Below are 15,398 nucleotides of genomic sequence, written 5' to 3'. Positions count from 1 at the left end.
CATACATAATCTAGCTATAAGAATAATGATTTTTTTCTAGTATAAATAATTCTCAATTTGCAGTGTAGGTTTGATGAAGAGAAATGAATTGGCTAAGATATTCCCAAATATTTGTAAAGTTAGTCATTGGATTTACAAGTGTACAGCTATATCTGCTAGCTCCAAATATTTGCCCTTAAGACGTCGAATGTTTGGTTTATTATGAGCTTTATTTTCAACTCTGCATTGTCTGCTAGTTGAGTAATTTACCAAGGACCCATTTGTTTAACCTGGTAAAATCGTTTGCCATCAAATCGAAAGAGTCCTGCTCCTGTACCCCACCACATATTGCCAGATTTATCTTGGTACATACTTTGTACGCAACAATTCAAACCATCATCCGGTGTAAAAACTGTAAAGGCTTTTGTGTTTGGCAATGGAATGGAAGGGTCGAATCTCGTCGTACTTCCTCGGGCTGTGACCCAAACAACACCTGACTGTTCAATATTTATTCCCCAAAACTCTGTACCGCCTAAGCCGTCTTTAGGAGTGTATTCTGTAAAATTATTTCCATCAAATTTGCAAATACCGTTTTTCATTGTAAACCACATATTGCCTATTTGGTCTTGTGCAATACCACCTGCATAGTTATCACTTAGACCTTTTTTCTCATTAAAATTGGCAACCGTCAACCCATTGTACCTGAAGACACCTTTATCAGAAGTAGCAAACCAAATATTGCCATTGTTGTCTTCCATTATACCTGCAACATCTATTGATGGAAGTAATGGAAATAGATTGATGCATTGTTCCCCATTGTTATCGGCAGTAGGGTCATATTGGTAGACTCCACCATGAGTTCCTATCCAAATTGTACCTGATTTGTCGACATGAATTCCTTTTCGGCTTATCTCAATATGATTTAAACCATCTTTTTGTTTGTAATTTCTAAATACTTTTCCATTGTATTTGTAAAGCCCTTGATCGGTTCCAAACCAAATATTTCCATTTTTATCTTCATTTATGGCAAAAACGGAGTTGTTAATAAAATTATCGGGATAAGAAAAGTAGGTCAACGTTTTTATATCATATCTCACAACGCCTTCTCCTAATGTACCAAACCATAAATTCCCTTTCGAGTCTTGAAAAATACTGCGAATATATTGGCTGACTAAAGTAGTGTCAAAATCAGGGGCAATGGCAACAGCTTTAAAGTTTCTAATTATTCTCGGGCTTGAAGTGGAATTATTTGGGTCTTTAGTTGTGTTTGTTTTTTCTTGTCCTTTGCAGGAAGCAAAAATTGTCAAGCAAATTAAAAGGAATATTTTTCCAGCTGTCATAGTAATATCCTTAATTGTTGGTAATTTCAATTTTTGTATGATTTAAAACGACTGGAGGGAAGGCGATGAGACGAAATTCGTAGCTCATAAGATAAAATAATTTGTAAAGTTAACTTAAAAAACACGAGTTGAGTTTAAAACATAATCCGACATTTTGTCAAATTGCTGTTGAATACAGGTTATTGTTATTCAATTAATATATCACCATGACCAATAGCTTCACAGTTATTTTCAATCATTTTATAATACAACCTAAGGATTCCTTTTTGATTAAATGAAGTAACGTTAATTTGTATTCTTTTGTAGTTAAATGTGTCTTTTGTAAAAATTGAATCTAATGAAACTAATTTATTAAATTTTTCATCTACAAGTCTAAATTCTGCCAATGAAGTTTTTGGCATTACAGTTGATATCATAAAGATTCCGTTATTGGGATTTGGTGATGCAATTATGTTATAGTCCAATGTATTTAGGCAATTTCTATTATTTCTTGAAGTAAATAGATTTGTTTCTTGATCAATCCATAAATCATTAAAATTCCAGTCTGTACTGTCTTTTGAGATAATATATCCCTGAATATCAGTCTTCGTTATTCCAGTAAATGTAATTTTATCTTCGCTTTTATTTTCTTTGGCACAACTAATTATTAATGTTGTACAGAGTATTGCAAATAAAATGTTGTTTTTCATAGTTCAATGTATAAATGCGACCACATCAGACTGTAAATATACCTTTTTTAATGTATCCAAATACATAAAATACCATAAAGATTCAATTGACTGAGTTATTTGACCAATAAAGGCAACATTATGTTGGAGGTCAAATAGTTTGCTTAAGAAATAAGAGCTTCCACAGGCTTAAAACAGGCCAATTTTGAGAAAAATTTGGGTCTTTCTTGTGACTATTATGTTAATCAACTTACCATTTGCTTATCCAAAAGTGAACTTTCTTTGGTGGGAACCCTTGCTCCGAATGATACACATCATGCGGGATATTTGTCCCATCGAGGTAAAAATGAACGTATTGCAAAGTTGCATAATCTATTGAAACTGCCGCCACCAATGCCAAAAGTGGAAATACCAATTCAATTGCGCGTATTGATCAAAACAGGAATTGACATAAGTCTATGTCCCATCTGCAAAACTGGAAAATTAATCCTGATCAAAACAAGTATTTGCATCAACGGCATTTTGATCGATGTCCAGACCATACAAAACAAAGGCTCTCCATTAATAAACATCGACATTCCATGAAAATTACCCTAAATAAATATTGTTATACATTTACTTCCAGAAAAATTAATGTAGATTTTTCTGTGGCGAAGCTATGCAAAAAAACTAATAATTGTACTACTAAAAAAGTAAAAGCTTGACCTAAAAAAACTCAATTGATATACTATGACACCTAAGAAGAGGTCTCGTTGAATATGAACGAATGAAGTCTTGAATTTTATTCAAGACCAGATGCATAGAGATGCATCTGATGAGAGAACTGAGAGACCCTTCTCTCAGCTTTATAGCAGAAAGCCCGTTGTAGTTTTATTTTATCATTATCTGTAAGTGACGATTAGCTTTTTATTGTATTTTTCCTTTGGACTTTCTTCTATACGGCTAAATGTTAGCGGTTCGTGCTTCTCTGCCCAAGCAACGGTGTCGTTTCAAGTTTATAACTTCAGTATCCAAAGAAGTTAATACCATAAGGGTTATTTAAATAGTTACTTGGTGTAAAAGAGAAGTCCACATTCAGTTTGCTATATTCGTCAATTGAAGCGTAGTCCATTTGTGATTGAAACATTATTACTTCCAACTCCTTTTCATATTTTTCAATAAATGTCGTGTAGTATGTTGGATTAAAATATACATTTTCAGTATGTGCGGCTATAAGCATTGTTATGTCCGATTTTAAATTATTTCTCTTTGTCAATTGCTCACCTAAATGTCCATATAAGTTTTTGTCCTGCTGAAAATAACTTAATAAAAAATAGGTCTTGTTGTCTGTTGGCAATAGGGTTACAAAAATATCCTCCATTCTGTCGTCAGAATGTTTGATGGGATTTCCTTCAAAGTCAAAGTCTAAATAGAAGGAGGATGAAACTGCAATTGGATAAAATGCAGGTAATTCAAAAACATGTGTTTCAATTACAGAAAAGTCGTTTGAAAGAATTGCCGCATCAAATATTTTTCGATTTTCTGTAATGTCATTGTCGGATTGTGTTCCGTAATTTATCCAATTTGAAACCTCTATTTTTTTGTGTGATGCAACTACAAAACCTCGGTATGCAAATAGAAAATGTTGCTCTGCTGTTCCTGCATATGGTGCAATTTCAATTGGCTTGAAAATAGCGTCATGAATGTTACAGAACCCCCAAAATATTGAAGCATGGTTTTTACCAAGTTCTTTGCCTTCAAACTCTCCTTTGTCAAATGCATAACTCATTACATGTCCGTTCTTCACAATTTTACTCAAAACTCCATTATTTTGAATAGAGTGTGCAGCACTAACGATAATTTTCCCAGAACCATCAACTTTACATGTTGTATTGCTTGCTTGTGGATGCCAACAAAACTTACTTTTCTCAATACCACGTTTCATTACCTCCCTTATTATGGCTGAAAAATCTTCTTCCGTAACGTCAGTCAAGTTGAACCTGTCAAATATTTTGTAGTCTTTTTCTTGTCTGACGAAAATTGCTGGCAACGTCAGGTTGTGAAAAAACTCCCAAAAAATTAATATAAATAAATCGTGGCAATATTAATTGTAATGTGTATTTTTATACATTATGAATCATGTTACCGGCATACCAAGATTACAAATGCAGATGAGTTCATTGGAAGACTCAATAGGACAGGATAATCCCGTTCGATTTATTGACGCATTTGTAGAGCAATTGGATTTGTTAAAACTTGGATTTGAAGTAAAGACTTTAAAGAATGAGGGTCGACCAAGTTTTGAATCTGCTACACTTCTTAGAATTTATTTGTATGGCTATTTAAATGGTTTGAGAAGTAGTCGCCGATTAGAAACAGAATGCTGTCGCAATATCGAACTTCAGTGGTTAACATTAGGCTTGAAACCAAATTATCATACCATTGCTGATTTCAGAAAAGACAATCCTAAAGCATTAAAAAAACGTGTTCAAATTATTTGTTTCATTTTTGAAGGATATCGATTTAGTCAGTGGACAAGTTGTTGCTATTGATGGCACAAAGTCAAGAGCCCACAACAGCAAAAGAATAATTACAATCAAAAGAAAATTGAGAGACATTTAGCCTATATTGAAGAGAAAAGTACAGAATACATCAATCTACTTGAACAAAACGATTCTCAGGACGACTTAATCAAAGTTTCTGACATCCAAGAAAAAATAAATAGACTTAAGAAGAATAAAATTAAGTATGAAATTCTTCAGGAACAACTCCTTACTACAAACGAACAACAGATAAGTACTACTGATCCGGATTCCAGAGCATTGTTGGTTCATGGACAAGTCGTGGAGGTATGTTACAATGTCCAAACTGCGGTTGATGAAAAACATAAATTGGTCATTGCCACTCATACCATAAATCGCAATGACAGGAATGCCTTAACAGATATCGCACTCGAAGCAAAAGCAAATTTAGCAGCAGATAATTTTATTGCTATTCTAGATAAAGGCTATCACAATGGGCGAGAAATTCAGCAATGCAAAGATGCAAATATTGTTACAATCGTTGCACCTTCTGAAATAGTGAATAACAACACACATGGAACCACACCAGAATACGTAGTAACGAATTTCATTTATAATGAAGAAAGCGATTGTTATACATGCCCACAAGGAAATATTTTAAATACAACCGGTTCCTGGCATAAGAAATCAAGAGATAATCATAACAGTTATAGATTTAAAAAATACCGAACACCCGACTGTAAAACATGTCCGGTAAAACATCTCTGTACAGGAAGAGCAAGTGGAGGTAGAGAAATAGAGAGAAGTGAATTTGCTTCTGCGGTGGAAGAGAACAATAAACGCTATAAAGACAATGCAGTATTGTACCGTAAGCGACAAGAAATTAATGAGCATATCTTTGGAACCATAAAAAGAAAATGGGGATATTATTACACCAACCTTAAAGGATTAGTAAAAGTGAATGGTGAACACAGTTTAATAATGCTTGTATACAACATCAAACGATGTTTCTCTATACTTGGGGTTCCGATGCTTATCGAAAAATTGAGAAATTGGGTTTCTCCTTACAAGAAAGACCCTAATTTTTCTCAAAACTGGCTTGTTTTAAGCCTTTGGGAGAGCTTATTTTTTTTCAAACTACTCGGCGGTCTATAAAAATAGTGCCTGTATCATGTCTAAAATTCGGTTATATCAAATTTTACCAGGTGTTTTATGTTCTTGAAAACAAAAAATATGGTATTTTCACAGTCTGACGTTTGAATAGTTTGCATAAAGTCATCAAACATTATCGGATTTAGTCCTCCTTTTCGGAAGTCCCGCATGACAGTAAAAAACTGTTCATAGTTTATTTGTGGGTTTTCTAACTGTCTTAAAAAATTTGCCATTTGTTCTTATGTTTGATATTTGTACGGGTCGTAATAGCATGACCGCTAACATCTTTATCTACGCCATAAAATATATACGCCATATGGCGTATATATTTTATGGCGTAGATATCTTCTATGTGACCAGGGTTTCTTTTCATTTTTAAGGGCGGTTTGAGCTTTGACAAGCAAATATAAGGAGGATTTAGTCTCATTTTGTTGAGTGGATTCAGGATTATTTTCTCAGATTTCTCTCATCTGAGTGAGCCTGCCGGAGTGCGGCGCAGATGGTCAGCCTTATGAGGCTGACGGAGCGAATAGCGAACCACGAAGGACGGCGACCCCAAGGACATCGGACGACGGGGTCACTCCCTGATGATTTTCTACAGTAAAGCTCAAAGGATTGTCAATTTTGGTTCGACATTCACCACTAAAACATGTTCAAGCCCAAGGCATGATGCAGGACTTCTGTCATACTGTCCACATATATGAACTCCAGGCCCTTGAGATGCTCTGCAGGGATTTCCGCTACATGGTCTCGATTCTGCTGGCTCATCATGATATTCTTGATGCCGGCTCTCTTGGCTGCTAATACTTTTTCTTTGATACCTCCTACGGGAAGAACCTTGCCCCGCAGGGTAATCTCTCCCGTCATCGCCATGAAGGCCTTGATAGGCTTCTGCTTGATCACCGAAGCTATGGCACTCAGCATGGTAATGCCGGCGGAGGGTCCATCTTTTGGAATAGCGCCTTCCGGAACGTGAACATGGAGGTCGTGCGTCTCAAAAAACTCATTGTCTATACCCAGATCTGCTGCATGAGCCTTGATAAAGCTGAGGGCTGAAGTTGCAGATTCTTTCATCACGTCTCCCAGATTTCCGGTGAGGGTCAGTTTGCCCTTACCTTTGGAGATACTGGTCTCGATATAGAGTATGTCTCCACCTACTCTCGTCCAGGCCAGCCCGATAGCGACTCCGGGTACAAGGTTGTGTTGGTAAGTGTCGTTGTTGTACCGGATCACACCGAGCATATCTTTCAGCTTGTCGGCTTTGATCTGTACAGATTTTTGGCCTTCCATCACCACATCTCGCGCCGCCCTTCGCATGACTGAGGCGATCTGTCTGTTGAGCGACCTGACCCCTGACTCGCGGGTATACTCTTCGATGATCTTTCGGATCACGGTCTCGTCTAGCTTGACTTGCTTGGGTTTGAGGCCATGCTCGCTGAGCTGCTGAGGAATCAGGTGCCTGTTGGCGATTTCTACCTTTTCCTCTGTAGAGTATCCCTGCAGTTCAATGATCTCCATCCTGTCCAGCAATGCCGGTTGTATTGTGCTCAGAGAGTTGGCAGTAGCGATAAACATCACCTTGGAAAGGTCATACTCCAGATCCAGATAGTTGTCGTGAAAGGTGGAGTTCTGTTCCGGATCGAGTACTTCCAGGAGCGCAGAGGAAGGGTCTCCTCGGAAATCCTTGCCGATCTTATCGACTTCATCCAGGATAAATACTGGATTGGATGTTTTGGCCTTCTTGATAGATTGCAATATCCTCCCCGGCATGGCACCGATATAGGTTCTGCGATGCCCTCTGATCTCGGATTCGTCGTGGAGGCCTCCCAGAGACATTCTGATGAACTTTCTACCCAGTGCAGTCGCAATGGATTTGCCCAGAGATGTCTTGCCGACACCCGGAGGGCCGACGAGGCAGAGGATAGGAGACTTCATGTCGCCTTTGAGCTTGAGTACTGCGAGGTGTTCGAGGATACGCTCTTTGACTTTTTCCAAGCCGTGGTGGTCCTTGTCCAGAATCTGTCTGGTCTTTTTCAGGTCATATTTATCTTTGGTCAGTTCGCCCCAGGGCAGGTCCACCATGAGCTCCAGATAATTGAGCTGTACAGAGTATTCCGCTACCTGAGGGTTCATGCGTTGCATTTTTTGCAATTCGCGAGCGAAATGCTCTGCTACCGGTTTAGACCATTTTTTCTTTTCCGCTTTTTTGAGCAATTCTTCGACCTCTTGTTCCTGTGGGTCCTGACCCAGCTCTTCCTGAATAGTCTTGAGTTGCTGATTGAGAAAATAATCCCGCTGCTGCTTTTCCAGATCGCCCCTGACTTTTGACTCGATCTGATCTTTGACTTCCAGCAGATTGAGTTCTGCAGCGAGGTAGGTGATCAGTTTATCTGCTTTTTGATCCAGTTTATCCATTTCGAGCAGGGCTTGCTTCTCCTGAATAGGGATGCTCAGGTGCGAGCTGATAAAATTCAGCAGGAATCTGTCATTGTTGATATTGCGCAGGAGTAGCTGGGCTTCGTTGGGTATTTGAGGAGAGAGCTCGATGATATTCCTCGACTTTTCGTGGAGGGACTTGATCATCGCATCGTACTCTATTTTGTTGGAGGCGTTGACATAGTCTTTCAGATTGATTTTGCACTCCAGATAAGGATCTTCTTTGATGGCTTCAGCAAGGGTAAATCGCTTGCGGCCCTGCAAGATGACTGTCTGACTGCCATCCGGCATTTTCAGGAGTTTGACAATGCGGGCGATGGTTCCGGTCTTGTACAGGTCACCGAATCCCGGATCTTCTGTTTTGCTGTCTAACTGTGTGAGTACGGCTATAAATCTGTCTTTGTCATGAGCTTTGAGTATCGCTTTCATGGACTTGTCCCGGCCTACGGTGATCGGTATGATCACTCCGGGAAAGAGTACCGTATTTTTCAGTGGCATGACGGGAATGATCTCGCCGAAAACCTCATCTTTGGTCGGTTCTTCATCGTCTGCTACTGCGACAAAAGGGATCATCTCGGTATCACCCAATGGATTGCCTTGAAAGTATATTGGATCTATTTTCATATTTTGCTGATTTTGAGCTCGGGTCATTGCAGACCTCTGCCATTGTGTGGGAGAAACACAATCCTTGTGCCATTGAAAAAATCCTGACACTATGTCAAGTTAAATGACAAGCTGACCTGGGGTTTGGAAAAAATCTATTGTGGAGCGCCGTTCTGTACCCAGCACTTGAAGAGCTTGATGGTGTTTACATCCATCTTAGCAGCACCATCAGGCATAGGAGTACAGCCTGAACCATGCTCTATGGAACAGATGAGGTTGCCGTTCAATGCTTCATTTTTAGCCTTGGTGTATGTGCTCAGATCCAATCCGCCTGCAGGATTACTAGCAGCATGACATCCTGATTGATTGCAGGTCGTGTTCAGGATCAACTTAATATTGGAGTCATACGAAGCGACGATACCTGTACAGTCTATGTCAGAAGAACCGCTGTCTTTCGAGCAGCTGAAGTAAAATAGCACACTTAAACCAAAGATCAACACAGCAAAACTTTTTCTCATCATGGATTTCGATTTGATGGTAAAGTTATATAAAATTTCTCAATGATATGAATCAAATGTCTGCTCCTGCGGACGGCAGCTGAAATTATTTGGAAGAAACACTAACAGATTCTGCCTGAAAACAGATATCATTGTCATCCGTAGGGATTTCGGATTTTTACTGATCGCCTCAGGGACGAAAAGCATAGATCCGCCCCGCCAAAAGCGAATTACGATGAAGAGATTATTCCGAAAAAAAGATTTCCACAAAATCCATGACGATGATCCGCATGCACCTGCGGTCAAACTGAACAAGATCCTCAAAGTAAGGGATATCACTGCTTTGGGTATCGCAGCAATCATTGGAGCCGGTATTTTTAGTACGATAGGTACTGCCAGTGCCGACGGTGGACCGGGGGTGATTTTTTTGTTTTTATTTACTGCCATCACCTGCAGTTTTGCTGCGTTCTGCTACGCGGAATTTGCCAGTAGATACCCTGTGTCAGGCAGCGCTTATTCCTATGCTTATGCCAGCTTCGGAGAGCTCGCTGCATGGATTATCGGCTGGGCTTTGATCATGGAGTATGCCATAGGCAATATCACTGTAGCCATCTCCTGGAGTGACTATTTGTCGGGACTGCTTGAGAGTATGGGCATTCGCTTACCTCTCTGGATGCAAATGGACTGGGTGACCGCCAGGACTATGTCTCAGGACGCTGAGTCGCTGATCCGAGCAGGCAAGACATTGGATAGTCTTCCAACCAATATGCAACAGGCATACCTGGCTGTTCAGGAAGCTCCACATCTGTTCTCAACCCCGGTCATCATGGATATTCCGGCATTATTTATCATCATCCTGATCACCTGGTTGGTGTACAGAGGCATGAAGGAATCCAGAAATGCCAGTAATCTTATGGTTATTGTAAAACTCGCCGTAGTGCTGTTTGTCATCGTGGTAGGTGCTTTTTATGTCAATACCGCAAACTGGTCCCCATTCACCCCCAATGGTATCGGAGGCATCCTCAAAGGAGTTTCGGCAGTTTTTTTTGCTTATATCGGCTTTGATGCGATATCCACTACAGCAGAAGAATGCGAAAATCCCCAGAGAGACCTGCCAAAGGGGATGATGTATGCTATATTGATCTGCACTGTACTCTATGTGCTCATCGCACTGGTGCTCACAGGGATGGTGCCTTACAATGAACTTGGGGTTGGTGATCCGCTTGCATTTGTGTTTAGTAAAGTAAATCTCGGTTGGATCAGCGGCATCATTGCCGTCAGTGCACTTTTTGCTATGGCCAGTGTGCTTTTGGTTTTTCAGTTAGGACAACCGCGCATTTGGATGGCAATGAGCAGAGATGGATTGTTGCCGAAGAAATTTGCAGAGGTCCATCCGAAATACAAGACTCCTGGTTTTGCTACTATTGTGACCGGATTCGTGGTCGCTGTTCCTGCACTTTTCCTCAATCTGACTACAGTGACTGACCTTTGTAGTATAGGTACCTTGTTTGCCTTTGTACTGGTGTGCGCAGGAGTTCTGATGCTGGAAGAAAACGAAAATGTCCAAAGGGGAAAATTCCGGATACCCTACTTCAACGGAAGAATCTACATGCCTCTACTCGCCGCTCTGGCAGTCCTGCTCTTATCTTGGTACGGCAAGGATTGGTTGAGCTCTTTTGTAGGCAATGATCCTGAAATCAAGTCAGCTTCTGAACTGATCACAGACCTGAATCAAGGCCAGTTGGAGACCTTCAAGAATGGCCTCTTGACTTCTGATTTAGAGGGCATGAGCAAGAGCGGAGATGACGTCGTTTCATACCTGGAAACGATGCCTCAAGACAAATACGAGCAGCTCCTGAGATCTCAAAACTGGTCCCTTGATACGATACAAAAATCAGGTTGGCAGTTGTTCAAACACAAGATTCCGATGTGGATCTTCATCTTTACATTTGCACTCATGACCTTGCTTTCAGTACTCTACAAGTACAGTATGATTCCCGTCCTCGGCGTATTGAGTTGCCTGTACATGATGGCACAGATTCCTTTGAAAAACTGGATTGGTTTCACAGTTTGGCTGATCATCGGCTTGATCATCTATTTCAGCTATAGCATCAGAAACAGCAAACTCAACAGGGTATCCGCCTGATCTGTCTCGAAGCACAAAGCTTGTCGTCAATCAAATTTGAATACGAGTGCCGGATTAATGGGCCTCCCGTTTTGCCACAGCTCGAAGTGAAGATGAGGACCGTTGGTAAGCGTACCCGTATTGCCTATGATGGCGATCACCTCGCCTGCTTTCACTTGAGCGCCTGTTTTCTTGAGCAGGGCGGAGTTGTGCTTGTAGATGGATACCAGATTGAAATCATGCTGGATGGAGATCATATGACCATTTTCCAGTGTCCAGTCAGATTGCAGTACGGTTCCTGCCAGTACCGCTTTGATAGGGGAGTTTGCAGGCGCGATAATATCGACTCCAAGGTGGTCTTTGTCAGGGCCATATCTGGCTCCTTGAGGGCCACTTAGCGGAGGAAAAAACTTAATATCGGCCAGATCGATCTGACGGATCGTTGCTTTCGCGCCGGAATAAGTACCACTTATGGTGTTGACCTTTTTCAAGGGTTGGCTTTCAAACTCATTGCGCAGTAAGGAGTCTTCTCTGATTCTTTTGACGGGTTGTGCAGATTCCTGAACCAACTTTACATCTTTGGTGATGTCCTTGGAGGTCTGTGGGTTGCCGGTAAGAACTCTTTGGATACCCTCAATATAGACTTCCTGTGCTTTCAACTGCTCTTCAACTTCTGTCAGCTTTTTTTGCAGTTTGGTGTATTCCGGTTGGTAGCTTACATCTCCATATCCCGGAATATATTTTCTCAGGGGGGTGAACACGATGAGTAGCCACAAGAGAATCCCTACGACGAGCAGTATCGAACTCCCCAGAATATAGATATTCAGGAGGGTCAGTTTATATGAAGCAGTTTCTTCAAAAGTCTCCTCATCTCTCAGGATGAGAAGGAAACTTTTTTCCAGGTGGGTCCGAAGTTTATTTTTTAGAGAAGACCATTTGGAAGACATGAGAAATATTTAGCTTTTTTAAAATAAATTTGCCCTGTTTTTAGTTGTACAGTATTGTATTTCAGTAAAAAATAAATCACAAGATTCCGGAATGCAGGACTCAGCAAAGTTCGCCCGACAGAGGAGTGTGATGACTATTTAGCTTCAAACGTATGAAATTTTTGAGAATTGTTGTAGTACTTTCCCTGATCTCCCTGCTTGCCTCAGCCTGTGTGACCAGAAAGAAAAAAGGCGAAGTTTCGGGAATCAAGAAGTTTTATCACAACACGACTTCTTACTATAATGGTTATTTCAATGCCAATGAATTGGTACACGAGACCGTCTTGGCGATGGAACAATCCTACAAGGACAATTATTCCAGAGTGCTTCCTGTATTTCCGTACAATGCGCTGCCCACAGTCGAGTCCCACAAGCCCAATCTTGACAAGGCGATTGAAAAACTATCGGTGGACCTGACTCTCCATAAAGTGGCTCGTTGGGCCGACGATTGCTACCTTTTGCTCAGCAAAGCTCAATACTATAAAAAGGACTACGAGACTGCAGAAAACTCATATCGGTTTCTGCTGGAAACATACAATCCTTACAAGAACAAGACCAGCCTGAAGAAGATAAAAGCAAAGACAGCCAAGCAGAAAAAAGAAGAAGCAGCTGACCGTAAAAAAGAACTCAAAGAGAAAGCCGAAGCCAAAGCCAAGGCAAGAGAAAAAGCCAAAAAGGAGGCTCTAAAGCAAAAGAAAAAAGCAGCCAAAGACAGGAAAAAAGGGATAAAGACCAGCAAACCAACAGTGCCTACGGAGAAGAACACAAAAACAGTCGTCGAAGACAAGATCGAAACACCCAAGCCCGTCAAAGCTAAATCCAACAAAGAAATTACAAATGAAGGCAACTGGTTGGTCAAGCACACACCGGCATACTGGGAGGCATTGATCTGGTCGGGTAAAAACCTGATAGAAAGGGGCAAGTATTATGAAGCCGAAAGATTGTTTCAGGATGCTGAAAAGGATCCTCTGACTCCAACAAAACTGAAGTCGGAACTCTATGCCTCAAAAGCTGATCTGTATATAAAATCCAAAAAAGACGAAATGGCGATTCAGGCATTACAGCAAGCGATTTCCGTCACCAAAAAGAAAAAGAAAAAAGCGAGGTATGCTTATATCGTGGGGCAACTGTACCAGAAGCAGAAAAACTTTGCGGCGTCACAGGAAGCCTTTAACCAATGTCTGCATTTCAAGCCTGATTATTACATGGAGTTCCATGCTCTGTTGAGCAAGTCAGTAAACGAATCAGACCTGGGAGGATCTCAGACAGATATCGCCTCTCAGCTCCAGAAGATGTTGAAAGAAAGTAAGAATGAAGAGTTCTTCAGCGAAATTTACCATTACCTGGCTTTGATCAGTTTGAAAAATAACCAGACAGCTGATGCCATCAACTACCTCAACCAATCGCTCCAGTCACCGCAGATTACCAATGACCTGAAAGCAGAAAACTATTATCTTTTGGCGAATCATTTTTTCGATCAGGAGAATTTTGTTCAGGCCAAATATTATTACGACAGTACACTGAGTTTTATTCCGAAGAATGACGAGCGACGAAAGGATGTTTCTCTTCTGGTTGCCAACCTCAGTGAAATCGCAAAAAACACCGAGGTCATTGTTTTGCAAGATAGCCTTATCCGGATGTCTCAGCTTCCGGTAAAAGAAAAGCGTTCACTTGCGATACAAATGAAAAATGCCAATAAGCCAAAATTGGCAGAAATCCCCGGCCCATCCGGAAAAAAATTCCCGAGATTGGGAAATCGGGTAGAGGATATCGGAGCCTGGGCTGAAAGTGGATTGAACAATATCAACGAACAGAACGAAAAAAATAACTCAAGCAGCGGAAAGCTGAGCACATTTTTTGCCTACGATATCCGTGCAACAAATCGCGGTAGGAGTGAGTTTCAACAATCTTGGGGCAACCGACTTCTGGAAGACAACTGGCGCAGAAGCAACAAAACCAGCTTTAACATAGCCGAAGAAGTCAAGTCCGGAGTCGAAACTACTGAAAACCAGGACAGCTTGGAGGCAGATCTCGCACAGATACTCAATGCTCTGCCGGATACTCCTGAAGAGCTCAGAGAAGCCAACCAAAAGATTGAAGAAGCCATGTATCTGTTAGGCTTGAATTACAGGGACAAAATACACGCCTACCAGAAGTCTAAGGACGCCTTGACAGCATTGTTGAAGAGGTATCCTGAGTCAGTCCACAAAGCAGATGTGTTGTACATACTTTACCTGAATTGCATGGATCTGAATGATGCGGGTTGCGCTAATTCCTATGCTGACCAAATCAAGAGGGAGTTTCCGGATACGCGTTATGGTAAATCATTGATGGATCCGGAATATTCAAAATCACTTTCCATCCGCAAAGATTCCATCGCTGAAGACTATAAAATGGCATTTGAAAATTACAGCAAGTCAAATTACGCTTTGGCTTATGAGCAATTGCAGAGCCTTCAATCAAAAATGAAAGGACCACACCCCTTGCAAGCAAAAATAGCCTTGCTCACGGTTCTCTGCGTAGGCAGTACTCAGGGGAAGGACGTATACATCAATTCACTTCGCGATGTTGTGGCCAATTATCCATCAACTCCTGAAGAGACCAAAGCCAAAGAAATTCTTCGCTTCCTGAAAGGTGACAAAGACGCATTTGTCGAAGTGACAAATCTTACAGAAAATAGTGCAAAATTTACTGCAGAAGATAACGTGCTGCATTTCATCACGATTCAGTTGTACAATCCAAGCTCAAAAGATGAACAGAATATCAAACTTTCAATATCCGACTACAATGTGAAATACCACAAATCAGACAATTTAAAAATGAGTACGGTGCAATTGGATATTGACGACAACAATCCGGTATATCTGATCAGAAAGTTTGAAAGCAAAGATGCAGCGATGAACTATTATCGCAATGTGATCAAAAGAGAATTGGAATATATCAACGGCTTTACAAATTACGAGATCTATGTCATTAGTCAGAATAATTATCGGGAAGTATTGAAGTCCAAATCCTTTAAAGAATACAAACCTTTTTTCGACAAAAATTATTCTATCAAGAAGCCGGAATAATCCAGATGCAGTGGTGAGTTCTGTAGATTATCTTTCTGCA

General features: G+C 40.8%; 9 protein-coding genes and 1 pseudogene. 4 read left to right on the top strand and 6 right to left on the bottom strand.

The window, feature by feature from the left end:
* Positions 1-245: 245 nt before the first annotated feature.
* On the bottom strand, positions 246-1,319 hold the full coding sequence (locus IPI99_00190) for a regulator (GenBank protein MBK7338925.1): 1,074 nt from the start codon (positions 1,317-1,319) through the stop codon (positions 246-248).
* A 185-nt stretch (positions 1,320-1,504) separates the two neighbouring features.
* Complete coding sequence (locus IPI99_00185) at positions 1,505-2,008, bottom strand: hypothetical protein (protein ID MBK7338924.1); 504 nt, start codon at positions 2,006-2,008, stop codon at positions 1,505-1,507.
* A 261-nt stretch (positions 2,009-2,269) separates the two neighbouring features.
* On the opposite strand from IPI99_00185, the gene IPI99_00180 reads away from it, so the two are divergent.
* Complete coding sequence (locus IPI99_00180) at positions 2,270-2,572, top strand: hypothetical protein (protein MBK7338923.1); 303 nt, start codon at positions 2,270-2,272, stop codon at positions 2,570-2,572.
* Between the two features lie 418 nt (positions 2,573-2,990).
* Here the strand turns inward: IPI99_00180 and IPI99_00175 are convergent, their stop codons facing one another.
* Positions 2,991-4,016, bottom strand: coding sequence for a hypothetical protein (locus IPI99_00175; protein MBK7338922.1), 1,026 nt, complete (start codon positions 4,014-4,016; stop codon positions 2,991-2,993).
* An 82-nt stretch (positions 4,017-4,098) separates the two neighbouring features.
* On the opposite strand from IPI99_00175, the pseudogene IPI99_00170 reads away from it, so the two are divergent.
* Positions 4,099-5,559: pseudogene (locus IPI99_00170) on the top strand (IS1182 family transposase).
* A 723-nt stretch (positions 5,560-6,282) separates the two neighbouring features.
* On the opposite strand, the gene lon reads toward IPI99_00170, so the two are convergent.
* Positions 6,283-8,700: an endopeptidase La gene (gene lon / locus IPI99_00165; protein ID MBK7338921.1), complete on the bottom strand. Its 2,418-nt coding sequence runs from the start codon at positions 8,698-8,700 to the stop codon at positions 6,283-6,285.
* Positions 8,701-8,834: 134 nt separating this feature from the next.
* A complete protein-coding gene (locus tag IPI99_00160; GenBank protein ID MBK7338920.1) occupies positions 8,835-9,200 on the bottom strand; it encodes a hypothetical protein in 366 nt (121 codons plus the stop codon).
* Between the two features lie 211 nt (positions 9,201-9,411).
* On the opposite strand from IPI99_00160, the gene IPI99_00155 reads away from it, so the two are divergent.
* Positions 9,412-11,322: an amino acid permease gene (locus IPI99_00155; GenBank protein ID MBK7338919.1), complete on the top strand. Its 1,911-nt coding sequence runs from the start codon at positions 9,412-9,414 to the stop codon at positions 11,320-11,322.
* Between the two features lie 26 nt (positions 11,323-11,348).
* Here the strand turns inward: IPI99_00155 and IPI99_00150 are convergent, their stop codons facing one another.
* A complete protein-coding gene (locus IPI99_00150) occupies positions 11,349-12,248 on the bottom strand; it encodes a M23 family metallopeptidase (protein MBK7338918.1) in 900 nt (299 codons plus the stop codon).
* A 152-nt stretch (positions 12,249-12,400) separates the two neighbouring features.
* On the opposite strand from IPI99_00150, the gene IPI99_00145 reads away from it, so the two are divergent.
* Positions 12,401-15,358 carry a hypothetical protein gene (locus IPI99_00145; GenBank protein MBK7338917.1) on the top strand — a complete coding sequence of 986 codons (2,958 nt, stop codon included), beginning with the start codon at positions 12,401-12,403 and terminating at the stop codon, positions 15,356-15,358.
* Positions 15,359-15,398: the final 40 nt, after the last annotated feature.

Source organism: Saprospiraceae bacterium (assembly GCA_016710235.1).
Lineage (GTDB): Bacteria > Bacteroidota > Bacteroidia > Chitinophagales > Saprospiraceae > Vicinibacter.
This window is presented reverse-complemented; position numbering and strand designations above follow the sequence as displayed.

What these genes read in the sequence shown, in the direction of transcription:
- IPI99_00190 (MBK7338925.1), bottom strand. Translation starts at nt 1,319, where the DNA reads ATGACAGCTGGAAAAATATTCCTTTTAATTTGCTTGACAATTTTTGCT.
- IPI99_00185 (MBK7338924.1), bottom strand. Translation starts at nt 2,008, where the DNA reads ATGAAAAACAACATTTTATTTGCAATACTCTGTACAACATTAATAATT.
- lon (MBK7338921.1), bottom strand. Translation starts at nt 8,700, where the DNA reads ATGAAAATAGATCCAATATACTTTCAAGGCAATCCATTGGGTGATACC.
- IPI99_00160 (MBK7338920.1), bottom strand. Translation starts at nt 9,200, where the DNA reads ATGATGAGAAAAAGTTTTGCTGTGTTGATCTTTGGTTTAAGTGTGCTA.
- IPI99_00155 (MBK7338919.1), top strand. Translation starts at nt 9,412, where the DNA reads ATGAAGAGATTATTCCGAAAAAAAGATTTCCACAAAATCCATGACGAT.
- IPI99_00150 (MBK7338918.1), bottom strand. Translation starts at nt 12,248, where the DNA reads ATGTCTTCCAAATGGTCTTCTCTAAAAAATAAACTTCGGACCCACCTG.
- IPI99_00145 (MBK7338917.1), top strand. Translation starts at nt 12,401, where the DNA reads ATGAAATTTTTGAGAATTGTTGTAGTACTTTCCCTGATCTCCCTGCTT.